The organism is Micromonospora sp. NPDC049257 (assembly GCF_040678915.1).
Classification (GTDB): Bacteria; Actinomycetota; Actinomycetes; order Mycobacteriales; family Micromonosporaceae; genus Micromonospora; species Micromonospora antibiotica.
The window spans coordinates 329,411-350,652 of sequence record NZ_JBFAQU010000002.1 but is presented as its reverse complement, the minus strand read 5'-3'; the positions used below and the strand labels follow the sequence as shown (position 1 = coordinate 350,652).

Sequence of the window (21,242 nt, the reverse complement as noted above, 5' to 3'; positions counted from 1 at the left end):
CCGGCCCGGGCCCGTCACGCTGCGCGGAACCCGGCAGCCAGGGGGCGTGCGTCCGGTGCGCTCCGCACCGGCCGACTACGCTTGCGGGGGTCCGTCCCCCGGGGACGGTTGAGCGGCGAGGGGAGACGCGGCATGGCGTGGAGCTGGCGGTACGAGGGCACGGACGGCGCACCGGTCGACGGGCCGGCGGAGACGTTCAGCAGCCAGGCGGACGCCGAGTCCTGGATCGGTCAGACCTGGCGGGAGCTCGCGACGTCCGGCGTCACCTCGGTCACGCTCGTCGAGGACGATCGGGTGGACTACCGGATGAGCCTGCTGCCGACGGCGGAGTGATGGGGTACGACCGCCCGGGGGGCGAGCCGCTGGTGCTCGGTGTGCCCCGGGCGGCGTTCCGGCCCAGCCCGATCTTCCTGGCCCTGGTGGCGCTCTTCGTCACCAGTGGCGTGTTGGTCTGGAACGGGGTGGGCAACGTCCGGTTCGACGTGTTCCTCTTCGTCGTCTCCGGCTGGCTGGTCTCGCTGTGCCTGCACGAGTACGCGCACGCGGTGGTCGCCTACCGGGCCGGTGACCGGGACATCGCCCACCGGGGCTACCTGACGTTGAACCCGCTCAAGTACACCCACCCGCTGCTGTCGATCGTGCTGCCGGTGGTGGTGGTGCTGCTCGGCGGCATCGGCCTGCCCGGTGGGGCGGTGTGGGTCGACCGGCACGCCATCCCGGGTCGGCTGCGGCACACCCTGGTCAGCCTCGCCGGCCCGGCCACCAACGTGCTGTTCACCCTGCTGCTGGTGGTGGTGCTGCGGGTGGGCATCGACGCGGGCGGCCCGATCGAGTTCTGGGCCGGGGTGGCGCTGCTGGCGTTCCTCCAGCTCACCGCGAGCGTGCTGAACCTGCTCCCGGTGCCCGGCCTGGACGGCGGCAACATGATCCAGCCGTGGCTCAACCCGCAGTGGCGCCGGATGTACGACATGTTCGCGCCGTTCGGCTTCATCCTGCTCTTCGCCCTGCTCTGGAACCCGCGCATCGGCAACTGGTTCTTCACCGCAGTCTTCTGGCTGAGCGACCTGCTGGGCCTGCCGCCGTGGCTCTACAGCACCGCGCTGTCCCTGATCCGCTTCTGGCAGACCTGATCCCATCCCACCCCGGACGGGGTGGGATGGGACCGGCGCCGGTCAGGGGCGCTGGGCCGGGCTCTCGGTCTTGGCCGGGTCCCGCTCGGTGACCGGGGCGACGATCTCGTCGATGGCCTTGAGCAGGTCGGCCTCCAGGGTCACCCCGGCCGCCTTGACGTTGTCGTGCACCTGGTCGGGGCGGGACGCGCCGATGATCGCCGAGGCGACGTTGCGGTTCTGGAGCACCCAGGCGACGGCGAGCTGCGGCATGGTCAGCCCGGCCTGCTCGGCGAGCGGCTTGAGCTGCTGCACCCGGGTCAGCACCTCGTCGCCCAGCCACTGCGCGATGAAGTTGGCACCGGACTTCTCGTCGGTGGCCCGGGAACCGGCCGGCGGCGGCTGGCCCGGCAGGTACTTGCCGGACAGCACCCCCTGGGCCATCGGCGACCAGACGATCTGGGAGATGCCCAGCTCCTCGCTGGCGGGCACCACCTCGGCCTCGATGACCCGCCACAGCATCGAGTACTGCGGCTGGTTGGACACCAGCGGGATGCGCAGTTCCCGGGCGAGGGCGTGCGCCTCGCGCAGCTGTGACGCCTTCCACTCCGACACACCGATGTAGTGCGCCTTGCCGGCACGTACGACGTCGGCGAACGCCTCCATCGTCTCCTCCAGCGGCGTGCTGTAGTCGTACCGGTGGGCCTGGTAGAGGTCCACGTGGTCGGTCTGGAGGCGGCGTAGCGAACCGTTGATCGACTCCATGATGTGCTTGCGGGACAGGCCACGGTCGTTGCGGCCGGGGCCGGTCGGCCAGTAGACCTTGGTGAAGATCTCCAACCCCTCCCGGCGCTCCCCGGCGAGGGCCTTGCCGAGCACCGTCTCGGCGCGCGTGCCGGCGTAGACGTCGGCGGTGTCGAAGGTGGTGATGCCGTTGTCCAGGGCGGCCCGGACACACGCCAGCGCCGCCTCCTCCTCGACCTGGGAACCGTGGGTGATCCAGTTGCCGTACGAGATCTCACTGACCATGAGGCCCGAACGGCCAAGGTGTCGGAATTCCATCCTGCGACCCTAGCCCCGACCGGCCCCGGGCACCCGCCGACGCGGTCGGGCATCAGAGCACCCGGTGGGCGTCGGTGCACCGGATGGGCGTCAGAGCACCGGGTGGGTGTCGGCGAGCAGCCTGTCGATCTCCGCCACCACCGTGTCCCAGTCGGGGTGCACCGGGGGGATCAGCGGTTCGCCCCGCCGGTCCAACGCCCCCCAGTGGCTCATCCCGTCGCCGACCAGGAACGCCACCGGATGGATCACCAACGCCGGGTGCACCGGCCGGACCAGCACCGCGCCGGTGCGGTCGAGCACGCCCCGGCGGCCGGCCAGCTCCACCACGGCCAGCCCCTCGTCGGTGAAGCCGTCGAGCCGGCGACCGTCGGACAGCATCGTGTCGAGCCCGTGGTAGCGCGGGGGGACGACCAGTCGACCGTGCCGGTCCACCGCCCCCCAGCCGCCCCGCCGTACGGCCGCCACCCCGGCCCGGAACGGTCGTACCTCCTCGAAACCCGCCGGCACCACCACCGTGCCGTCGGGCTCGATCGCCGACCAGTCCGCGTCGCCGCCCTGCGACACCCAGGCCAGGCCGTCGGAGAAGGCCAGCACCCGGGCGTACGCGGTGTCGAGCCGGGTGACGCCCGACTCGTCGATCAGCTCCCAGCCGGCCTGGTCGGGGCGGCGTACCCAGGCCAGCCGCTCGTGGAACGGCTGCGCCTCGGCGTAGCGGTAGTCGACGACGAGGTCACCGTCGGTGTCCGCGTACCCCCAGCGGCCCCGGCCGTCCTGGGTGGGCCGCGGGGACCGGCGGCCGTGCCGCACCTCGTCACGGCTGCGTGGGTACGGCCCGAACCCCTCCCGGGCCACCGCCCGCGCGTACACCGCGTCCAGCGCCACCCCGATCCGCTCGGTCAGCTCCGGATCGTCGGCCCGGTGCAGGTCGAGGGCCCGCTCGAAGTGCCCGCACGCCTCGATCAACCGGCCCTGGTCATAGCAGCACCGGCCGGCGTGCTCGTGCAGGGCCGACCGCAGCCGGTCCGGCAGCTCCGTCGAGTTGGCCTCGGCGAAGAGCCGGTCGGCCTCGGCGAACTCACCCTTCCAGCGCAGCGCCTCGGCCAGCCGCGCCCGGGCCAGCGCGGTACGCCGCAGTTCACCGGTCGCCTCGGCGTAGGTCAGCGCGAGCCGGCCGTCGGCCACCGCGTCGGCGAGGTCGCCGACCAGCCGGGAGAGCACCGCCCGGAGACTGAGCAGCCGGGCCCGGGCCCGGTTGTCCAGGGCCGAGGCGAGCTTCTCGGTCAACCGGCGGCGGATGAGTCGTAGTTCGGTCGGGTCGTCGACCACCTCGCGCAGGGTCTGCGGGTCCAGCTGCCACCGGTAGCCGGCCAGCGCCTGCTCCGGATCGCCCTGGGGCAGGTGCGTCGACGCGGCCTGCCGGGCAGCAGCGGCACCGCCCGTGGCCGGGACCAGCTCGGGTGTCGCAGCCTGTTCGGCAGTGCCGGACCGGTCCGTGGTCGAGGTCTGCCCGGTGGTCGTGGCCCCTTCGGGAGCCGTGTTCCGTTCCGTGCTGGTGGTCGGGTCCGTGGTCGTGGCTCGCCCCGGAGCCGGGGGCCGGTCCGGAGATGACGTCCGGTCCAGGCCGCCGACCACCGTCGCCGCCAGGCTGGTGGTCTCCGGCTGGACCCCGGTAGCGGTCTGCTGGACCCCGGTAGCGGTCTGCTGGACCCCGGTGGTGTCCTGCTGGACCCCGGTGGTGTCCGGTCGGGTCCCGGTGGTGGCCGGCTCCGGTGTGCCACCGGCCGGCCCGACGGCGTCGGCCACTGCGTCGGTGGCGGGCGCGGCGGTTGCCCGTGCGAGGTCGCCCGGCGGAACTCCGGCGGCGGTCGGCGCTGCCGTGGCGTTCGACACCCCCGCGCTGGTCAGTGCCGGGGTGTCGACCGGTGCTGTGGTGCCGGCGCGTGGCGTGGTGCCGGTCCGTGCCGGGGTACCGGGCGGTGGCGTGGTGCCCGGCGGTGCTGTGGTGTCGCGCGATGGCGGGGTATCGGTCGGCGCTGTCGGGCGGGGCGGTGTTGCGGTGCCCGGCGGTGGCGTGGTGCCCGGCGGCGTTGCGGTGTCGGGCACCGTTGAGGCGTCGGGCACCGTTGCGGTGTCGGGCGGCGTGGGAGCGGCGGTCGCCGCCGCGGCGGCACTCACGCCCGTGGCGGTACCGGTGGCCGGATCGTCGTCGGCCGGTCCGGTTTCGTCCGTGCCGGTGCCGTCCGTGACAGGGGCGGTCGGGCGGGAGCCGGCAACCGTGCCGGGGCCGGCCGTGCCGGGGTCAGTTGACGGAGGCAGCCCGGTTCCACCCGGGGGGCCGGCGACGGGGGACGGGGCGTCCCGACCGGCGGTCGGCAGGGGACCACGGTCGGGACTGGGTCGGGTGCCGGAGGCGCCGGAACTGGTCGCCAGGTCCACCGACCCCGTTTCGCGCTCGGCGAGCCCGTGGGCGGCCGACCCCGTTTCTCGGTCGACGACGGTCGGCCGCCCACGGGTGTCGGCGGCGTCGGCTACCGGGGTCTCCGGCCGGTCCTCGGCGGGAGGGGGAGCGATGGGCGGGGTCGGCCGGGGAGCGGCGTCGGGGGCCGGCGACCGGGGGGCCCGGACCTCCGTGCCCTCCGCCCGTGACACGTCCGAGGGGGGTGGGGTGGAGGCCGGTCGACCGGTGCGCGGTGCCGGCGGCTCGACCGTGGCGGGCGCAGCGCCGGCCGACGCGGTCGGCCTGTGCGACACGGTCGGGCCGGGCGGCGTGGGCGTCGGGCCGGGCGGTGTTGTGGTTGGGCCGGGCGGTGTGGTCGGGCTGGACGGTGCGGCGGGCGTGGTTGGTGCGGAGGCCGAGCGGCCGGGTTGGAACCAGGCTGCGGGACCCCCGGACGTGGTACGGGCAGCGGTGTCCCGGTGGTCGGTCGGGTCGGGTTCCGGCGTCGGTGGGACGTACCGGCGTGGTCGGTCCGGGGTGATCTCCAGAGCGGTCCGGTCGGTTGCGGAGCCAGCCGTGGCCGCCGCCGGGGTCCGCCCGGGAACGGCCCGGTCGGTGCCGGACCCCGTGGTGGGCCGGTCGGCCGGCGGGGTGGCCGGCGTGGGCTGGCGGAACTCGAGGTGCAACCGGGCGGCCGGCGGCGCCGAGACCGGGGCGGTCTCGTCCGGGTCGGGCGTGGGCGACCACCGGTCGGTGCGGCGCTGCCGGGTCGGCAGGTCGGCCGGCGGTACGGGCGTGCCCGGCGGCACCGGGTCGGGCCGCCCGACGCCCGGGTTGGTGGCGTCGCCCGGGCGGGCAGTGGCGGGGTGCTCGCCGGGCTGCGCCGGGGGCGGGCCGGGACGGGGACCCCACGGGCCGGACGGGGCAGGCGGGGCGGGGGGCCGGGTCGCCTCCGCCGGGTGGCGTTCCGGCCGGGAGTACGGCTGCCGGACGTCGCGACCGTGCTCCGCTTCCCGGGCGGGGCGCAGCGGCTCCGCCCGGTCGGTGCCGGGGGTGTTCCACGGCTCGCGGGGTGGTGTGACCACCTCGCGGGAGCGTAGGTCGGGGTACGACTCGCTGCGCACGGCCGCCTCGCGTGGGTCCGGCGACCGGCGCTCGTCGGGCCCGCGCGGGTGCTGCCAACGCTCCTCGGGAATGGCGGCCATCGCCCCTCGGCCGCCGTCGGGCGGGCGGTGCCGTGGGGCGTCCCCGGGCAGGCGGTACCGCTGGTCGTCGTGGCTGTGCGCGGCGGGTCGTCCGTCGTCGTCCCGGCGGGGGGACCGCAGCGGGTCGTCGTCGCGGAACCGGGGTGGCAGGTCCCGTCCGGTCGGTGCCGGCCGGGCCGGGCGAGGTTCGTACCCACCGGTGGTGCGGTGCTGCGCGCCGTTGCCGGCCCGCTGGTCGGGCTCGGCGAAGTCCTCGGCGGTCAGCCGGTCGTAGTCGTGTGTGTCGTCGGTGGTGCGACGGTCGGCGCTGGGGCGTTCCCCGGTGACCCGGCGGCGGGGTGGGTTCTGCGTCGGGGCGGCCCCCCAGCCCGGTTCGGTGGACCGGTCGGGCCGGGCACCGTGGGGCGGCTCGTGGCGGGGGGCGGGGGATACCGGAGGGCGGCCGGGGGAGACCGGCGTGACACCGGGGGCGGTGCGGTCCTGGCGGGGCGGGGCGTCGTGCCGGCCGGTGTCGTCGTGCCGCCCGGTGTCGTCGTGCCGGCCAGCGTCGTGCCGGTCGCCGCCGGCCTGGTCGCGGTGCCACCCGGTCGGGGCCGGCTCGGCGGTGCCGCGCCGCCGGTCGGACCAGTTGGTCCGGCCGGTCTGCCCGTCCAGGGCCGACAGTGCGTCGTACCGGTCGGGTACGTGCCGGTCCGCTGCGGGCTGACGGCGTTCCCGCTGCCAGATCGGCTCGTCCGGGAGCCGCCGGTACGCGTCGTCGGTCGGTCGCCGGTACGCGTCGTGGTCGGTGTGCGGTTCGCCCCTGAGGTTCGTCTGGTCGTCCTGCTGGTCGGCCCAGGACCGGCCGAGGTAGGTGCCGTCGGGGCGGGTCGGGGCGAGTGGGGGCACCTCGGCACGACCGGAGGCGGCGACCCGCCCCCGGGGGTCGGCGTACTGGCTGCCGATGTCGCCGGGGTAGCGCTGGCCGGGGAACTGGGGATGCCATTCGCCGGTCGGCTCGATCACCCAGGCGGGTTCCGGCGGGGCGTCCCAACGGTCGGGCCAACCGCCCGTCATCGGGGGGCTCCGTGGCCACGCGTGCGGCGCGGTCCGATGCCCGGCTCGCGTCGCTCGCTCACGGCGGTGTCACCTCGTTGCAAATTGTCGTGCGGGGCGCTCCGGGATGCCGGTAGAGTCCCCCGTCCGGCACGGCGGGGCTGCGGAAGGAGGGTAACGGCGTGGGCTCGGTCACCGCCACTGTGGCACCGGCCACGAGCGCAAACGTTACCCGATGGTTCCGGACATTCGGGGCTTTATCCCGGGCCGGCTTCCGTCGTTACTCCACCTACCGGCAGGCGGCCGTGGCCGGTGCCGTGACCAACACCGTGTTCGGCTTCCTGCGCTGCGCGGTGCTGCTGGCCGCGGCCGGTTCCGGGACCGTCGGTGGGTACGACCGGCCACAGCTCGCGACCTTCGTCTGGGTGGGGCAGGGGCTGCTCGCCGTGGTGCTGCTCTGGGGCTGGAGCGACCTGGCCGACCGGATCCGCACCGGTGACGTGGCCGCCGACCTGCTCCGCCCGGTGCACGCGGTGACCAGCTACCTCGCCACCGACCTGGGTCGGGCAGGCTACGCGGCGCTGGCCCGGCTGCTGCCGCCGGTCCTGGTGGGGCCGTTGTTCTTCGACGTCTACCTGCCGTCGCGGTGGCCCACCGTCGGGCTCTTCGTGGTCTCCGTGGTGACCGCCGTGGTGCTCTGCTTCGGTTGCCGGTTCCTGGTCAACGCCACCGCGTACTGGTGGCAGGACGCGCGGGGTCCGTTGCTGCTGTGGACCCTCGGCTCGGGGGTGCTGGCCGGGCTCTACTTCCCGTTGCGGTTTCTGCCGGAGTGGCTGCAACTGGTGCTGTGGTGTGGCACCCCGTTCCCGAGCCTGCTGCAGACCCCGCTGGACGTGCTGGTGGAGCGGGATCCGCCGGCCGTCCAGGTCGGCCTGGTCGCGCTCCAGCTCGGCTGGGCGGTGCTGGTGCTGGCCGCCTGCCGGCTGGTGCAGCGGCGGGCCGAACGTCGGCTGGTGGTGCAGGGTGGTTGAGCAGGGGGTGTGCACCGGCGAGGCGGTCCGGTCGGGTGGGACGTTGCGGGCGTACCGGGCGCTGCTCGGGGCGCAGGCCCGGTCGCAGACGGCGTACCGGGCATCGTTCCTGCTGGACCTGCTGGGCAACGTGGGGGCCACCGTGTTCGACGTGGTCACCGTCCTGGTGATCTACGGGGTGACCCGGGAGCTGGGCGGGTTCACGCTGCGCGAGACGCTGGTGATGGTGGGGCTGTCGGCCAGCGCCTTCGCGGTGGCGGACCTGCTGGTCGGCAACATCGAGCGGCTGCCCACCCACGTGCGGACCGGCCTGTTCGACGCGGTGCTGCTGCGCCCGCTCGGCGCGCTGCCCCAACTGCTGCTGATGAACCTGCCGCTGCGCAAGGTGTCCCGGGGCGTGTTCGGGGTGGGCGTGCTGGTGGTGGCGCTGACCTCGGCCGGGATCGACTGGACGCCGGCCCGGGTGGCGTTGGCGGTGGTCGCCCCGCTGGCCGGGGTGGTGTTCTTCGGGTCGCTCTTCGTGGCGACCGCCACCGTGTCGTTCTGGTGGGTGGACTCCGGTGAGCTGGCCAACTCGGTCACCTACGGCGGGCGGGACTTCACCACGTACCCGGTGACCATCTTCGACGGGTGGTTCCGGGCCGCCTTCGCGTACGGCCTGGGGTTCGCCTTCGTCAGTTACCAGCCGGCGCTGGCGCTGCTGGGCCGCGCCGACCCGCTCGGCCTGCCGTCGTGGGCCGGCTGGGCGGCGCCGGCGGTGGCCCTGGTCGCCGCCGCGCTCGCGGCGACGGCCTGGCGCACCGGCATCCGCCACTACCGGAGTACGGGGTCATGAGCGTCATCGAACTGGACGGGCTACGCAAGGAGTTCACGGTACGGGTGAAGGCGGGCCGGCTACGCCGGGAGAAGCGGACGGTCACCGCCGTGGACGGCATCGACCTGCGGGTGGAGCAGGGCGAGATGCTCGGCTACATCGGCCCGAACGGGGCGGGCAAGTCGACCACCCTGAAGATGCTCACCGGGGTGCTGAGCCCGTCGGCGGGTCAGGCCCGGGTCTGCGGCCTGCGCCCGGTCGCCGACCGGACCCGGCTGGCGCTGCGCATCGGGGTGGTCTTCGGCCAGCGGTCCCAGTTGTGGTGGGACCTGCCGCTGGGCGACTCGTTCGACCTGCTGCGCCACCTCTACCGGGTGCCTGCCGCCGACCACGCCGCCCGGCTGCGCCGCTGTCGTGACCTGCTCGACCTGGACGCCTTCCTGGACACCCCGGTGCGGCAGTTGTCGCTGGGGCAGCGGATGCGCGGCGAGTTGACCGCGGCGCTGCTGCACGGCCCGCAGGTGCTCTTCCTCGACGAGCCGACCATCGGGCTGGACGTGGTGAGCAAGCAGGCGGTCCGGGGGTTCCTCGCCGAGTTGGGCCGGGCCGGTGACACCACGCTGGTGCTGACCACCCACGACCTGGCCGACATCGAGCGGCTCTGCGCCCGGCTGGTGGTGGTCGACCACGGCCGGGTGGTGCACGACGGTTCGATCGCCGCCCTGCACGCCCGCTACGGTTCCCGCCGGCTGGTCGTCGCCGAGTTGGACGCCCCGTTGTCGACGCCGCCGCAGCCGGTGGGGGCGCCGCTGCACCGGGTCGAGGCCGACGGCCGCCGGTTGGTCTACGCGCTGGAGTCGGCGGGGGTGGCGGAGGTGGTCTCCGCGCTGGCCGGGCTGGCCGCGCTGCGTGACGTCTCGATCGTCGAACCGGACATCGAGGACGTGGTGGCCCGGCTCTACCGCAGCCCGGCCCCCGACCCGCGCCGCCCGTCCTGACCGGTCCCGGACCGGTCCCGCCCGCCGTTCCGAGCCGCCGGACGCGACGACGGCTTCCGGACGCGGCGACGGCTTCCGGACGCGGCGACGGCTTCCGGACGCGGCGACGGCTTCCGGACGCGGCGACGGCTTCCGGACACGACGACGGCCCCGCCACCGGGGCGGGGCCGTCGGGAGACGTCGGTCAGATCGGGTCGCCGATGTTCACCCGGGGTGCCGGGGCGCGCATCCGGCGGAAGGTGATCGACCGCATGATCGCGTAGAGGTAGAGCGAACCCATCCGCTCGCCGCTGTTGGGGTGGCGCTCCCGCACCAGCTTCTTGATCCGGCGGGAGATCAGCACCGAGTCGATCACCACGCCGAGCGCGAGCGCCCCCCACACGACGTTGGAGGCGAGCCGGATCGCCTGCGGCATCGCGGCGTTCGACCCGATCAGCACGATCAACGCGCCACCGAAGAACCAGGTGCCGATCGTCCGCCGCGAGTCGACGACGTTGCGGGCCAGCAGCCGCTCCGGCCCCCGGTCCCGGGGGCCGCCCTCGCGGCGGAACTCGGCGGCGGCCTCGGTGCGCGCCTTGCGGCGCTGCTCCCGGGCTTCCTCCTTGGTCAGCGGCCGGGTCGGACCGGCCGGCCGGCGGCCGGCGACCGGCCGTTTCGGGGTCTCGACGCCCAGTTCCTTCTTGCTCGGGGTGTAGCCCCGGGGGCGCGCGGCGGATGGCTCCTCGGTCACCACCGTGGCGGTGGCGGAGGAGTCGGAGTCGGCGGACTTGCGGCGAAACAGCGACGGCACGAGGTGAAGGGTAGCCACCCGACGGCGCCCGGTGCACATCACGGGTGCACCGGGCGCTCGGTGGAGCGGGTCGAACGGGCCCACGGGGGCCGTCGGGTGGCGGTCGGGGCCGCCGGGGGGACGGTCGGTTACGGCCGTTCTACGTGCGCGCCGAGGCTGGCCAGCTTGGCCTCGAAGTCCTCGTAGCCCCGGTTGATCAGGTCGACGCCGTACACCCGGGAGGTGCCCTCGGCGGCGAGTGCCGCGATCAGGTGGCTGAACCCGGCCCGCAGGTCCGGGATGACCAGGTCGGCGGCGTGCAGCTTGCTCGGGCCGGCGATCACCGCGGAGTGCTTGAAGTTGCGCCGGCCGAACCGGCACGGGGTGCCGCCGAGGCAGTCCCGGTAGACCTGGATGTTGGCGCCCATCGTGTTCAGCGCCTCGGTGTAGCCCAGCCGCTGCTCGTAGACCGTCTCGTGGACGATCGACAGGCCCCGGGCCTGGGTCAGCGCCACGACGAGGGGCTGCTGCCAGTCGGTCATGAAGCCGGGGTGCACGTCGGTCTCCAACGCCACCGCGTTCAGCTCACCGCCGGGGTGCCAGAACCGGATGCCGCCCTCCTGGCCCGGGTCGCTGAGCTTCGGCGGCCGGGCGTCGGTGACCTCGTACTCGCCGCCGACGGAGCGGAAGATGTTGAGGAAGGTCATCATGTCGGCCTGCTGCGCGCCGAGCACCTCGACGTGACCCCGGGTGGCCAGCGCCGCCGCCGCCCAGCTCGCCGCCTCGATCCGGTCCGGGATCGGCCGGTGGCTGTAGCCGTGCAGCCGCTTGACGCCCTGGATCTCGATCACCCGGTCGGTGTGCACCTTGATGATCGCGCCCATCTTCTGCAGGATGCAGATCAGGTCGATGATCTCGGGCTCGACGGCGGCGTTGCGCAGCTCGGTGACGCCCTCGGCCATCACCGCGGTCAGTAGCACCTGCTCGGTCGCGCCGACGCTCGGGTACGGCAGGGCGAACTTCGTGCCGTGCAGCCCGTTGGGTGCGGACAGGTGCAGACCCTCGGGGGTCTTCTCCACCGTCGCGCCGAACTCGCGCAGCGCCTGGAGGTGGAAGTCGATCGGGCGGGGGCCGATGTGGCAGCCGCCCAGGTCGGGGATGAACGCGTGGCCGAGCCGGTGCAGCAGCGGGCCGCAGAACAGGATCGGGATCCGGCTGGACCCGGCGTGCACGTTGATCTGGTCGGTGCTGGCGCTCTCGACGTTGGACGGGTCGAAGACCAGCTCGCCGTCCTCGGTGCCGTCGGTCACCTTCACCCCGTGCAGGCCGAGCAGCCCGCGGACCACCTCGACGTCACGGATCTTGGGGACGTCGAACAGCCGGCTGGGCGAGTCGCCCAGCAGGGCCGCGACCATCGCCTTGGAGACCAGGTTCTTCGCGCCGCGCACGCGGATCCGCCCTTCGAGCGGGGTACCTCCGTGTACGACCAGGACGTCGTCCGTCAACGCAAACCTCCAGCGCGTGTCGGGTGGTGCGGGGTGAGTCGATGATGGGGCATGCTGTCCAGCTGTCCGATACGAGCTGTCCAGCTACCCGGGACGGGGCCGGCTCAAAACGGTCCCCGTGGTACGTCGCCCCGGCAGCATAGCCCTCCGTGACGAAATAGGAATCGGTCACCGCACGGGTTACGGAACGAACCGGTGAATCCGGTACGTTCCCGTACCTCGGCGGTGACCGTAGGTGGTCAGGTTGCGGCGGGCGGCGGGGTGTCGGCACCCGGCAGCGCGAGCATCTGGTCCAGCGCCACCCGGGCGTGGTGCGCGGTGTCCGCGTCGACGGTGATCTGGTTGACCACCCGGCCGGCGACCAGCTCCTCCAACGCCCAGACCAGGTGCGGCAGGTCGATCCGGTTCATCGTGGAGCAGTAGCAGACCGCCTTGTCCAGGAACATGATCTGCTTGTCGGGGTGGGCCAGCGCCAGCCGGCGGACCAGGTTCAGCTCGGTGCCGACCGCCCACGCCGAGCCGGCCGGTGCCGCCTCGATCGCCTTGATGATGTACTCCGTCGAACCGACCTGGTCGGCGGCGGTGACCACCTCGTGCCGGCACTCCGGGTGCACCAGCACGTTGACCCCGGGCACCCGGGCCCGGACGTCGGCGACGCTGTCCAGGGTGAACCGGCCGTGCACCGAGCAGTGCCCGCGCCACAGGATCATCTTGGCGTCGCGCAGCTCCTCGGCGGTGAGCCCACCGTTCGGCTTGTGCGGGTCGTAGAGCACGCAGTCGTCGAGCGAGTAGCCCATCTCCAGCACCGCCGTGTTGCGGCCCAGGTGCTGGTCGGGCAGGAACAGCACCTTCGAACCCTGCGCGTAGGCCCAGTCCAGCGCCCGCTTGGCGTTCGACGAGGTGCAGACCACACCGCCGTTGCGGCCGACGAAGCCCTTGATGTCCGCCGAGGAGTTCATGTACGTCACCGGCACGGTGTCCGCCGCGACGCCCAGGTCGGTCAGCACCTCCCAGGCCCGCTCGACCTGCGACAGCACCGCCATGTCGGCCATCGAGCAACCGGCCGCCAGGTCGGGCAGGATCACCCGCTGCGCGTCGGTGGTGAGGATGTCCGCGCTCTCGGCCATGAAGTGCACGCCGCAGAAGACGATGTACTCCGCGTCGGGGCGGGCCGCCGCCTCCCGGGCCAGCTTGAACGAGTCGCCGGTGACGTCGGCGAACTGGATCACCTCGTCGCGCTGGTAGTGGTGGCCGAGAACGAACACCTTCGTGCCCAGCGCGGCCTTCGCCGCCGCCGCCCGGGCCACCAGGTCCGGGTCGCTCGGCGCCGGCAGGTCTCCCGGACACTCCACGCCACGCTCGGTGGCGGGGTCGCTGCCGCGGCCGAGGAGCAGCAGCGCGGTCGCCGTGTTGGAGGGTTCCACCCAGGTCGAAGTCACGTCCTCATGGTCCCACAACGGGGCGTTCGCACGACCGCTGCCGGTGTGGGCTGCCACACTGCCCCCGCGCCGATGTGGCCTGCCACACTCTGGGCATGCGCGTGCTGCTCTGTCCCGACAAGTTCGCCGGCACCCTGGAAGCGCCCGAGGTGGCGGCCGCCGTCGCCGCCGGCTGGCGCGAGGTGGACGACGCCGGCGAGCTGCTCATCCGTCCCCTCGCCGACGGCGGGCCGGGCTTCGTCACGGTGCTCGCCGACGCTCTCGACGGGCGGCGGGTGCCGGTCTCCACCCTCGACCCGCTGGGCCGGCCCGTCACCGGTGAGATCCTGCTCACCGCCGACGGCGTCGGCTACCTGGAGAGCGCCCAGGCCTGCGGGCTGCACCTGCTGGCCGCCGCCGAGCGGGACCCGAAGGCCGCCACCTCGTACGGCCTCGGCGCGCTGGTCGCCGCCGCCGTGGAGCACGGGGCCCGGACGGTGGTGATCGGGCTGGGCGGCTCCGGCACCAACGACGGCGGGGCCGGCCTGTTCACCGCGCTCGGTGCGACCCCGCTCGACGACGCCGGCCGGGCCCTGCCGTACGGCGGTGCGGCGCTGACCGCCGTCGCCGCCCTCGACGGTGTCCCCCGACTGCGCGGGGTGACCCTGGTCGCCGCCACCGACGTGGACAACCCGCTGCTCGGCCTGCACGGCGCGAGCAACGTCTACGGTCCGCAGAAGGGCGCCGACCGGGCCGACGTGCTGCTGCTCGACGCCGCACTGCAGCGGTGGGCGGCGGTGCTGGAACGGGACCTGCCCGGCTGCCCGCCCGGCCTGGGCACGCTGCCCGGTGGCGGCGCGGCCGGCGGCCTCGGCGCGGCGATCCTGGCCCTCGGCGGGCGCTGCGAATCCGGCATCGACCTGGTCAGCCGGGCGATCGGGCTGGAGGCCGCGCTCGACGACTGCGATCTGGTGATCACCGGGGAGGGATCGTTCGACCACCAGTCGCTGCGCGGCAAGGTGGTCGCCGGGGTGGCCGGGGCGGCCCGCGACCGGGGGGTGCCCTGCGTGGTGCTGGCGGGTCGGGTGAGCACCGGCCGGCGGGAGGCCGCCTCTGCCGGGGTGACCGAGGCGTACAGCCTGGTGGAGCACTTCGGTGGTGAGGAACGCGGCGGGGTGGCGGCGGCGATGGGCCGGCCCGTCGAGGGGCTGCGGGCGCTCGGTGCCCGACTGGCCCGCCAGTGGAGCCGCTGACCGGACCACCGGGGTGGGCCGGACCACCGGGGTGCGACCGGCTCGCACGTGCGCCGGGTGGGCGCGGGCGGGTGGGTGTGGTGCGGGTGGGGTGGTGCGGGTGGCCTGGAGCGGCGATCACGCCGGCCGGGTGGGGTCGGCCGGGGCGGCGTACCATCGAAGCTGGACCAAACCGGGAATCACTGGGCGACGCGTGCTGTTGACCAGGGTGTCCGGACCCATACCGCGCAGGGAGATTTCCACGTGACCACGCCAGCGCAGACCGACTCGACCGAGGCCCAGGCCCCTACTTCCGTCGTCCTCACCGACGTCGCGGCGCAGAAGGTCAAGGCCCTGATCGAGCAGGAAGGCCGCGACGACCTGCGGCTCAGGGTCGCGGTGCAGCCGGGTGGCTGCTCCGGCCTGCGGTACCAGCTCTTCTTCGACGAGCGTTCGCTCGACGGTGACGTCGTCACCGACTTCGACGGCGTCGGCGTCGTCGTCGACCGGATGAGCGCCCCCTACCTCTCCGGGGCGACCATCGACTTCGCCGACCGGATCGACGCCCAGGGCTTCACCATCGACAACCCCAACGCGGGCAGCTCCTGCGCCTGCGGCGACTCGTTCAGCTGAGTCGCGACCGTCGCCGTCGCCGGGGCCGCCCCACCACGGGGCGGCCCCGGCGCGCGTCCGGCAACCCTGTCCGGGCCGAGGCGGTGCCGGTCGCGGTGGCCGGGCTGCTCGTGCCGATGTGCCCGGTGGCACGGGGTTGCCGGTGTGTGGCGGGCGGATGAGCAGGTGGTGGCCGGTGCCCGTCCGACCGTCGACCGTCGTTCGCGCGCGACCGGTAGGCTGACCCGCGCCGTGCTCCCGACCCCGAGGGTTGACATGAAGATCGCCGTGACCGGCTCGATCGCGACCGACCACCTGATGAGCTTCCCGGGTCGCTTCGCCGACCAGCTCATCGCCGACCAGTTGCACAAGGTGTCGCTCTCCTTCCTGGTGGACGACCTGGTGTTGCGCCGGGGCGGGGTGGCCGCCAACATCGCCTTCGGCATGGGGCAGCTCGGGCTGAGCCCGATCCTGCTCGGCGCGGTGGGTGCCGACTTCGCCGACTACCGTTCCTGGCTGGAGCGGCACGGCGTGGACTGCGACTCGGTGCACGTCAGCGAGGTGGCGCACACCGCCCGTTTCGTCTGCACCACCGACACCGACATGTGCCAGATCGCCTCGTTCTATGCCGGTGCGATGAGCGAGGCCCGCAACATCGAGCTGGGCCCCGTCGCGGACCGGCTCGGCGGCCTCGACCTGGTCCTGGTCAGCGCGAACGACCCGGAGGCGATGATCCGGCACTCGGCCGAGTGCCGGGACCGCGGCTACGCCTTCGTCGCCGACCCGTCGCAGCAGCTCGCCCGGATGGACGGCGACGACGTGGTCGCGCTGATCGACGGCGCCGAGTACCTGATGACCAACGAGTACGAGAAGTCGCTGCTGCAGAGCAAGGCCGGCCTCACCGACGCCCAGCTCCTGGAACGGGTGAAGGTCCGGGTCACCACCCTCGGCAAGGACGGCGTGGAGATCGCCACCCGGGACGGGGAGTCGTTGCGGGTGCCGATCGTCCGGGACGCGCGGGCCGTCGACCCCACCGGGGTCGGTGACGGCTTCCGGGCCGGTTTCTTTGCCGCCCTGTCCTGGGGCCTCGGCCTGGAACGTGCCGCCCAGGTCGGTTCGCTGCTGGCCGCCCTGGTCCTGGAGACCGTTGGCACCCAGGAGTACGACGTGCGCCGCGACGTGTTCGTCAAGCGGCTGGCCGAGTCGTACGGGGACGCCGCCGCCCAGGACGTCCGGCCACACCTGGTGCCGTGACGCAGCTCCTGGTCGTCTTCGCCGGTCTGCCGGGGGTGGGTAAGAGCACCATCGCCCGGCAGGTCGGCGTGGCCCTGGGTGCCCCGGTGCTGCCTGTCGACCCGATCGAGCGGGCACTGGCCCGGCACGGGCTGACCGGCCCCGGCACGGGCCTGGCCGGCTACGACGCGTTGGCCGGGCTGGCCGAGGTGCAGCTCGGGCTGGGCACCAGCGTGGTGGTCGACGCGGCGAACCCGGTGGCCGGCGCGCGAGGGCTCTGGCTCGACCTGGCCGTGCGGTCCGGGGTGCCGCTGCGGCTGATCGAGGTGCACTGCGGTGACGAGGCGGAGCTGCGTCGCCGGGTCGAGGCCCGGCACGCCGCCGACCCGCACGCTCCGACCTGGGAGCAGACCCGGCAGCGTGGCGCGGAGTACGAACCGTTGATCGGCCCCCGGCTGGTGGTCGACACCGCCATCGCGATCGACCCGCTCCCGGCGCTCCTGCGTTACCTCACCTGATCCCGACCCGACTGGCTGTCCCGATCCCGGTCTGGGTACCTGGCTGTCCCGGTCCGGGGCACCTGGCGTGCGGCTGGTGGGGCTGGCGGCCGATTTCGGGGAAGGCCGTCCGCCTTGCGCCGGGCGAGGTCAGCCGGCCTGACCGGGGGAGCGGGCCGGGGTGGCGGCGACGAACGCGGACCACTGGCGGGCGGGGAAGAACAGCACCGGGCCGGAGGGGTCCTTGCTGTCCCGCACCGCCATCCGGTCGGGCAGGACGGCGCACTCGACGCAGTCGCCGTTGTTGGTGCTGCGGCTGCTGGTGAACCAGCGGGCGGTGGTGGGGTCGGGGGTGCGCACGGTGGCCTCCGAGGGGCGTTAGGCCGCGCCGGCCAACTCCCTGATCAACGCGCGCGACTCGGCGGGCGAGAGGGCGACCTGGCGCAGGTTGTCTGCCACCATGCTATAGGTGCGGACACCGTCCGGGTCCTGCACGTACACCGCCCCGTCCAGCACCTCGGTGTAGGCGATCGGGCGCACGTTGGCGAAGTCCAGCAGGACGAATTTGCCGATCGCACCGGCGGCGTGCGGGCCGTCCTCGGGGCGGAGCACCTGCACGGTGACGTTCGGCAGCTCGGACATGGTGGCCAGGTGGGCGAGCTGGGCCCGCCGGGTCTCGTCGCCGTTGACCCGTAGCCGCAGCGCCGCCTCGCCGATCACCGCGTGCAGGGTGAGCGGGTCGTCGTCGGTGAGCCGCCGGGCCCGGGTCTGCCGGAAGGACACGAAACGTTCGGCGTGGTCGGGGCGGACGAATCCGGTGCCCAGGGTCAGCGCCTGGGCGTACTCCTCGGTCTGGAGCAGGCCGGGGATGACCATCGACTCGAACACGAACGCCCCGTCGGCCAGCCCTTCCAGCCCGACGTACGTCTTGAACCAGTCAGGCATCACCGCGGCCCAGGGTGCCCACCAGGTCCTGGCGTCGGAGCGGCCGGCCAGCGTGGTCAGCCGGTCGATCGCCGGCTGGTCGGCCCCGCAGGCGCGGAGCACGGCCGCGATGTCCTCGGGAAACTGCTGGTAACGGCCGGTCTCCATGTGGCCGAGCTTCGGCTTGCCGATGCCGGTGCGGGCCGACAGCTCGGTCAGCGTCATCGGTGCCTCGCGGCGATACCGACCCAGCTCGGCACCGATCAGCCAGCGCAGCGCCGAAGGATCTGTCCGCCTGCCCATGTATCGCCTCCACCACTGTGTACCGACGAGAACATCATGCCGTCGAGTCTTCCAAAGAGCAAGGATGGGGGCTATACGTATAGCAACGACTCTTGGAGGTGGTCATGCCCGACCCCGCGCCGCTCGGCACGCCCGAGGAGTTCCACCTGATGCTCGTCGACCTGGCGAACGAGTTCGCCCCACGCCGGTTCGCGCTCTGCGAGGAGTACGGCGACCGCCTCGACGGCGGGGTCTTCGCCTGGGGCGTGGCGTTCCCGGACAGCGCGCTGCTGCGCCACGACGGGAGAACGTCGACCGGGCACTTCGCCGACGCCGAGAGCGCGTTGCGGCTCTTCACCCGCACCGGTCGCCGCCTCCGCCTGATCTGGATCGACGGAGCGGGGCGGGGCGGGGTGGGTCAGTGGGTGCGGCGTACCTCGTAGCCCGGGCCGTCGGGGATGGCGGTGACGAACTGCTGGGCGCGCATCCGGCACCAGGCGGGGATGTCCACGGCGGCGGCCGGGTCGTCGGCGAGGACCCGCAGCACCGCGCCGACGGGCAGCTCAGGCAGCCGGCGGGCCAGCGCGATCACCGGTAGCGGGCAGCGCTGCCCCCGACAGTCCAGCACCTCGACCGGCCCCGCCCCGTCGCCGCCCGGTCCGGCCTCGCCGCCGCCCGGCCCGGTCGGGAGGCCGTCCGCGCCGGTCGGGAGGCTGTCCGCGCCGGTCGGGGGGCTGTCCGCGCTGGTCGGGGGGCTGTCCGGGCTGGGCGGGGTGGTCACAGGCCCACCACGCCGGCGTCGGCGCGCAGGTCGGCGACGATCCCGGGCAGTTCGGCGAGGAACCGCTCGACGTCCGCCGTGGTGGTCTCCCGGTGCAGCGAGACCCGGACGTTGCCGTGCGACAGCACCCCCATCGCCTCCAGCACGTGCGACGGGCGCAGCGTCGAGGAGGTGCAGGAGGAGCCGGAGGAGACGGCGAAGCCGCGCCGGTCCAACGCGTGCAGCAGCACCTCGCCGTCGACGTACAGGCAGGAGAAGGTGACCAGGTGGGGGAGCCGGTCGACGGGGTCGCCGACGACCTCCACGTCCGGCACCTCGGCGGCGACCCGGGCCCGGATCAGGTCCACCAGCGGGGTCAGCCGGGCCGCCTCGGCCGCCGCGTCGGCCGCCGCCGCGCGCAGGCTCGCCGCCGCCGCCACCACCGCCGGCAGGTTCACCACCCCGGGGGTACGTCCGAACTCCCGCTCGTCGGCCGGCCACGGCGACTCCCAGCGGGTGCCCTTGCGGACCACGAGCAGCCCGACGCCGGGTGGGCCGCCCCACTTGTGCGCGCTGGCGGTCAGCACCGACCACCCGTCCGGCACCGGCACCCGGCCGACGAGCTGGGCCGCGTCGACGTGCAGCGGCACCCCGACGGTGGCGCAGGCGTCGGCCGCCCCGGTGACCGGCTGCACGGTGCCCACCTCGTGACTGGCCCCGATCAGCGTCGCCAGCGCCACCCCGGGGGAGCGCACCGCCGCCGCCCAGGCGGTCAGGTCGAGCCGGCCGAGCCGGTCCACCGCTACGGAGGTCGCGGTGCCACCGGCCGCCACGTGCCGCTGCGCGGCGTGCAGCACCGCCGAGTGTTCGATCGCCGAGTGCACAAGCGTGTCGCCGGTGCGCTGCCGACCGGCCAGGCCGCCGAGCACGGCGGAGTGCGCGGCGTGCGTACCGCTGGGGGTGAAGGAGACCTCGTCGGGGCGGACGCCGAGGGTGCCGGCGGTGGCCTCGCGGGCGGCGTCGAGGAGTTGGGCGGCCCGACGGGCCCGGCTGTAGAGGCGGGCGGGGTCGGCCCAGCCGTCGTCGAGGGCCGCCAGCAACGCCTGCCGGGCGACCGGGTGCAGCGGCGCGGCAGTGGCCGCGTCCAGGTAGACCGGGTGGGCACTCACGGCTGACGACGCTATCGCGTCGGGATGGCCACGATCCCCCCGATGGGGTCGGACAGCGACCCCAAGACGGTCGAGCCCGCCATGGTCGAGTAATCTGCGACCGTCGGTGACGCCTTTGCCGTCGGTGCTGATGGAAAGCCCCACCGCGGCGCGCTAGGGAGGCAGGACCAGGTGGTCGCAAGGAGTTCGGAGGTACGGCCGTCGGCCGTACGGCACAGCGCTTCCCCCGGAGCCGGTGAGCGTCGGCGGCGTGGTGCTGGCCGGCTCGCCGGGCTCGGTCTCGGCGGAGCTGCGCTGCTGGTTCTGCTCACCGGGTGTGACGTCGGCCGCTCGGTCGACGGCTTCGGCTGGCCGCAGGGCGGCATCACCCCCGAATCGCACCGGATGTACGACCTGTGGATCGCCTCCTGCATCGCCGCCCTGGCGGTCGGTGTCTTCGTCTGGGGCCTGATCTTCTGGTGTGTGGTGCGTTACCGCAAGCGCGGCAACGAGCTGCCGGTGCAGACCCGCTACAACCTGCCGATGGAGTTCCTCTACACCATCGCGCCGATCCTGATCGTCTCGGTGCTCTTCTACTACACGGCCGTGGTCCAGACCGACGTGGTGCGGACGACCAAGAACCCCGACGTCACCGTCGAGGTCGTCGCCTTCAAGTGGAACTGGCAGTTCAACTACCGCGACGGCCAGGGCACCGAGGCCAACACCGTGGCGTCGGTGCTGGGCACCAGCGAGGTCATCCCGGTGCTGGTGCTGCCGACCAACCGGTCCATCCGGTTCGAGGAGACCAGCCGCGACGTCATCCACTCCTTCTGGGTGCCGGAGCTGCTGTTCAAGCGCGACGTGATGCCCGGCAAGATCCGTAACGTGTTCGAGGTCTCCAAGCTGGAGTCCGAGGGGGCGTACGTGGGCCGCTGCGCCGAGCTGTGCGGCAGCTACCACGCCTTCATGAACTTCGAGCTGCGGGTGGTCTCCCCGGAGGCGTACGACCAGTTCCTGGCGGCCAAGCGGGACGGCAAGTCGACGCAGGAGGCTCTCACCGCCATCGGCCAGGACCCGTACGCGAAGACCACCCAGCCGTTCGACACCCGGCGGACCAAGGACAACTTCAACCCGGACGGCGCGTCCGCGGGCGCGGGAAACTGAGGTATCC

Annotated in this window: 20 protein-coding genes; 11 read left to right on the top strand and 9 right to left on the bottom strand. The window is 73.8% G+C overall.

Going from position 1 to position 21,242, the window contains the following annotated elements; all coding sequences use genetic code 11:
- Positions 1-132: 132 nt before the first annotated feature.
- Together AB0K25_RS05525 and AB0K25_RS05520 are read left to right on the top strand one after the other, a co-directional pair.
- Positions 133-333 (top strand): hypothetical protein, encoded by a 201-nt coding sequence (locus AB0K25_RS05525; RefSeq protein WP_208568741.1) that lies wholly within the window; start codon positions 133-135, stop codon positions 331-333.
- Positions 333-1,130, top strand: coding sequence for a site-2 protease family protein (locus AB0K25_RS05520; protein ID WP_208568740.1), 798 nt, complete (start codon positions 333-335; stop codon positions 1,128-1,130). Before AB0K25_RS05525 ends, AB0K25_RS05520 begins: the two co-directional genes overlap by 1 nt.
- A 42-nt stretch (positions 1,131-1,172) precedes the next feature.
- Here AB0K25_RS05520 and AB0K25_RS05515 read toward each other — a convergent pair whose 3' ends face one another.
- Positions 1,173-2,171, bottom strand: a complete 999-nt coding sequence (locus AB0K25_RS05515) for an aldo/keto reductase family protein (RefSeq protein WP_219464048.1) — start codon at positions 2,169-2,171, stop codon at positions 1,173-1,175.
- A gap of 90 nt (positions 2,172-2,261) precedes the next feature.
- Complete coding sequence (locus tag AB0K25_RS05510) at positions 2,262-6,869, bottom strand: WG repeat-containing protein (protein ID WP_363818621.1); 4,608 nt, start codon at positions 6,867-6,869, stop codon at positions 2,262-2,264.
- 284 nt (positions 6,870-7,153) lie between these two features.
- On the opposite strand from AB0K25_RS05510, the gene AB0K25_RS05505 reads away from it, so the two are divergent.
- Genes AB0K25_RS05505 through AB0K25_RS05495 form a run of 3 tightly spaced genes read left to right on the top strand, consistent with a single transcriptional unit; the run spans position 7,154 to position 9,691 of the window.
- Positions 7,154-7,879: an ABC-2 family transporter protein gene (locus AB0K25_RS05505; protein WP_363818618.1), complete on the top strand. Its 726-nt coding sequence runs from the start codon at positions 7,154-7,156 to the stop codon at positions 7,877-7,879.
- Positions 7,872-8,714, top strand: a complete 843-nt coding sequence (locus AB0K25_RS05500) for an ABC-2 family transporter protein (RefSeq protein ID WP_308290861.1) — start codon at positions 7,872-7,874, stop codon at positions 8,712-8,714. Before AB0K25_RS05505 ends, AB0K25_RS05500 begins: the two co-directional genes overlap by 8 nt.
- A complete protein-coding gene (locus AB0K25_RS05495; RefSeq protein ID WP_219464046.1) occupies positions 8,711-9,691 on the top strand; it encodes an ATP-binding cassette domain-containing protein in 981 nt (326 codons plus the stop codon). The genes AB0K25_RS05500 and AB0K25_RS05495 overlap by 4 nt, the downstream gene beginning before the upstream one ends.
- Positions 9,692-9,875: 184 nt before the next feature.
- On the opposite strand, the gene AB0K25_RS05490 is transcribed toward AB0K25_RS05495, so the two are convergent.
- The 3 genes from AB0K25_RS05490 to nadA form a co-directional block, all read right to left on the bottom strand.
- Positions 9,876-10,520 (bottom strand): DUF3043 domain-containing protein, encoded by a 645-nt coding sequence (locus AB0K25_RS05490; RefSeq protein ID WP_357014233.1) that lies wholly within the window; start codon positions 10,518-10,520, stop codon positions 9,876-9,878.
- 89 nt (positions 10,521-10,609) lie between these two features.
- On the bottom strand, positions 10,610-11,965 hold the full coding sequence (gene murA, locus AB0K25_RS05485; RefSeq protein WP_208568735.1) for a UDP-N-acetylglucosamine 1-carboxyvinyltransferase: 1,356 nt from the start codon (positions 11,963-11,965) through the stop codon (positions 10,610-10,612).
- A gap of 239 nt (positions 11,966-12,204) precedes the next feature.
- A complete protein-coding gene (gene nadA, locus AB0K25_RS05480; protein WP_219464045.1) occupies positions 12,205-13,404 on the bottom strand; it encodes a quinolinate synthase NadA in 1,200 nt (399 codons plus the stop codon).
- 95 nt (positions 13,405-13,499) lie between these two features.
- Between nadA and AB0K25_RS05475 the strand changes: the two genes are divergently transcribed.
- The 4 genes from AB0K25_RS05475 to AB0K25_RS05460 all read left to right on the top strand — a co-directional run bounded on the left by AB0K25_RS05475 (position 13,500) and on the right by AB0K25_RS05460 (position 16,978).
- Positions 13,500-14,636 carry a glycerate kinase gene (locus AB0K25_RS05475; protein ID WP_219464044.1) on the top strand — a complete coding sequence of 379 codons (1,137 nt, stop codon included), beginning with the start codon at positions 13,500-13,502 and terminating at the stop codon, positions 14,634-14,636.
- A gap of 243 nt (positions 14,637-14,879) precedes the next feature.
- On the top strand, positions 14,880-15,248 hold the full coding sequence (gene erpA / locus AB0K25_RS05470) for an iron-sulfur cluster insertion protein ErpA (RefSeq protein ID WP_091237771.1): 369 nt from the start codon (positions 14,880-14,882) through the stop codon (positions 15,246-15,248).
- A gap of 255 nt (positions 15,249-15,503) precedes the next feature.
- The gene (locus AB0K25_RS05465; protein ID WP_208568732.1) at positions 15,504-16,481 is read left to right on the top strand and encodes a carbohydrate kinase family protein; all 978 of its coding nucleotides are present in this window, start codon (positions 15,504-15,506) and stop codon (positions 16,479-16,481) included.
- On the top strand, positions 16,478-16,978 hold the full coding sequence (locus tag AB0K25_RS05460) for an ATP-binding protein (RefSeq protein ID WP_363818611.1): 501 nt from the start codon (positions 16,478-16,480) through the stop codon (positions 16,976-16,978). Before AB0K25_RS05465 ends, AB0K25_RS05460 begins: the two co-directional genes overlap by 4 nt.
- A gap of 129 nt (positions 16,979-17,107) precedes the next feature.
- Here the strand turns inward: AB0K25_RS05460 and AB0K25_RS05455 are convergent, their stop codons facing one another.
- Both AB0K25_RS05455 and AB0K25_RS05450 read right to left on the bottom strand, forming a co-directional pair.
- A complete protein-coding gene (locus AB0K25_RS05455) occupies positions 17,108-17,317 on the bottom strand; it encodes a DUF397 domain-containing protein (protein WP_219464041.1) in 210 nt (69 codons plus the stop codon).
- Between the two features lie 18 nt (positions 17,318-17,335).
- Positions 17,336-18,184 carry a helix-turn-helix transcriptional regulator gene (locus AB0K25_RS05450; RefSeq protein WP_363818608.1) on the bottom strand — a complete coding sequence of 283 codons (849 nt, stop codon included), beginning with the start codon at positions 18,182-18,184 and terminating at the stop codon, positions 17,336-17,338.
- 104 nt (positions 18,185-18,288) lie between these two features.
- On the opposite strand from AB0K25_RS05450, the gene AB0K25_RS05445 reads away from it, so the two are divergent.
- Positions 18,289-18,606, top strand: a complete 318-nt coding sequence (locus AB0K25_RS05445) for a hypothetical protein (protein WP_363818605.1) — start codon at positions 18,289-18,291, stop codon at positions 18,604-18,606.
- On the opposite strand, the gene AB0K25_RS05440 is transcribed toward AB0K25_RS05445, so the two are convergent.
- The gene (locus AB0K25_RS05440; RefSeq protein WP_219470244.1) at positions 18,582-18,791 is read right to left on the bottom strand and encodes a sulfurtransferase TusA family protein; all 210 of its coding nucleotides are present in this window, start codon (positions 18,789-18,791) and stop codon (positions 18,582-18,584) included. The two genes, AB0K25_RS05445 and AB0K25_RS05440, sit on opposite strands and share 25 nt — an antisense overlap.
- Before the next feature lie 149 nt (positions 18,792-18,940).
- Positions 18,941-20,092: an aminotransferase class V-fold PLP-dependent enzyme gene (locus AB0K25_RS05435; protein WP_363818602.1), complete on the bottom strand. Its 1,152-nt coding sequence runs from the start codon at positions 20,090-20,092 to the stop codon at positions 18,941-18,943.
- A 171-nt stretch (positions 20,093-20,263) separates the two neighbouring features.
- Between AB0K25_RS05435 and coxB the strand changes: the two genes are divergently transcribed.
- A complete protein-coding gene (gene coxB, locus AB0K25_RS05430; protein ID WP_208568726.1) occupies positions 20,264-21,235 on the top strand; it encodes a cytochrome c oxidase subunit II in 972 nt (323 codons plus the stop codon).
- The last annotated feature ends 7 nt before the right edge of the window (positions 21,236-21,242 follow it).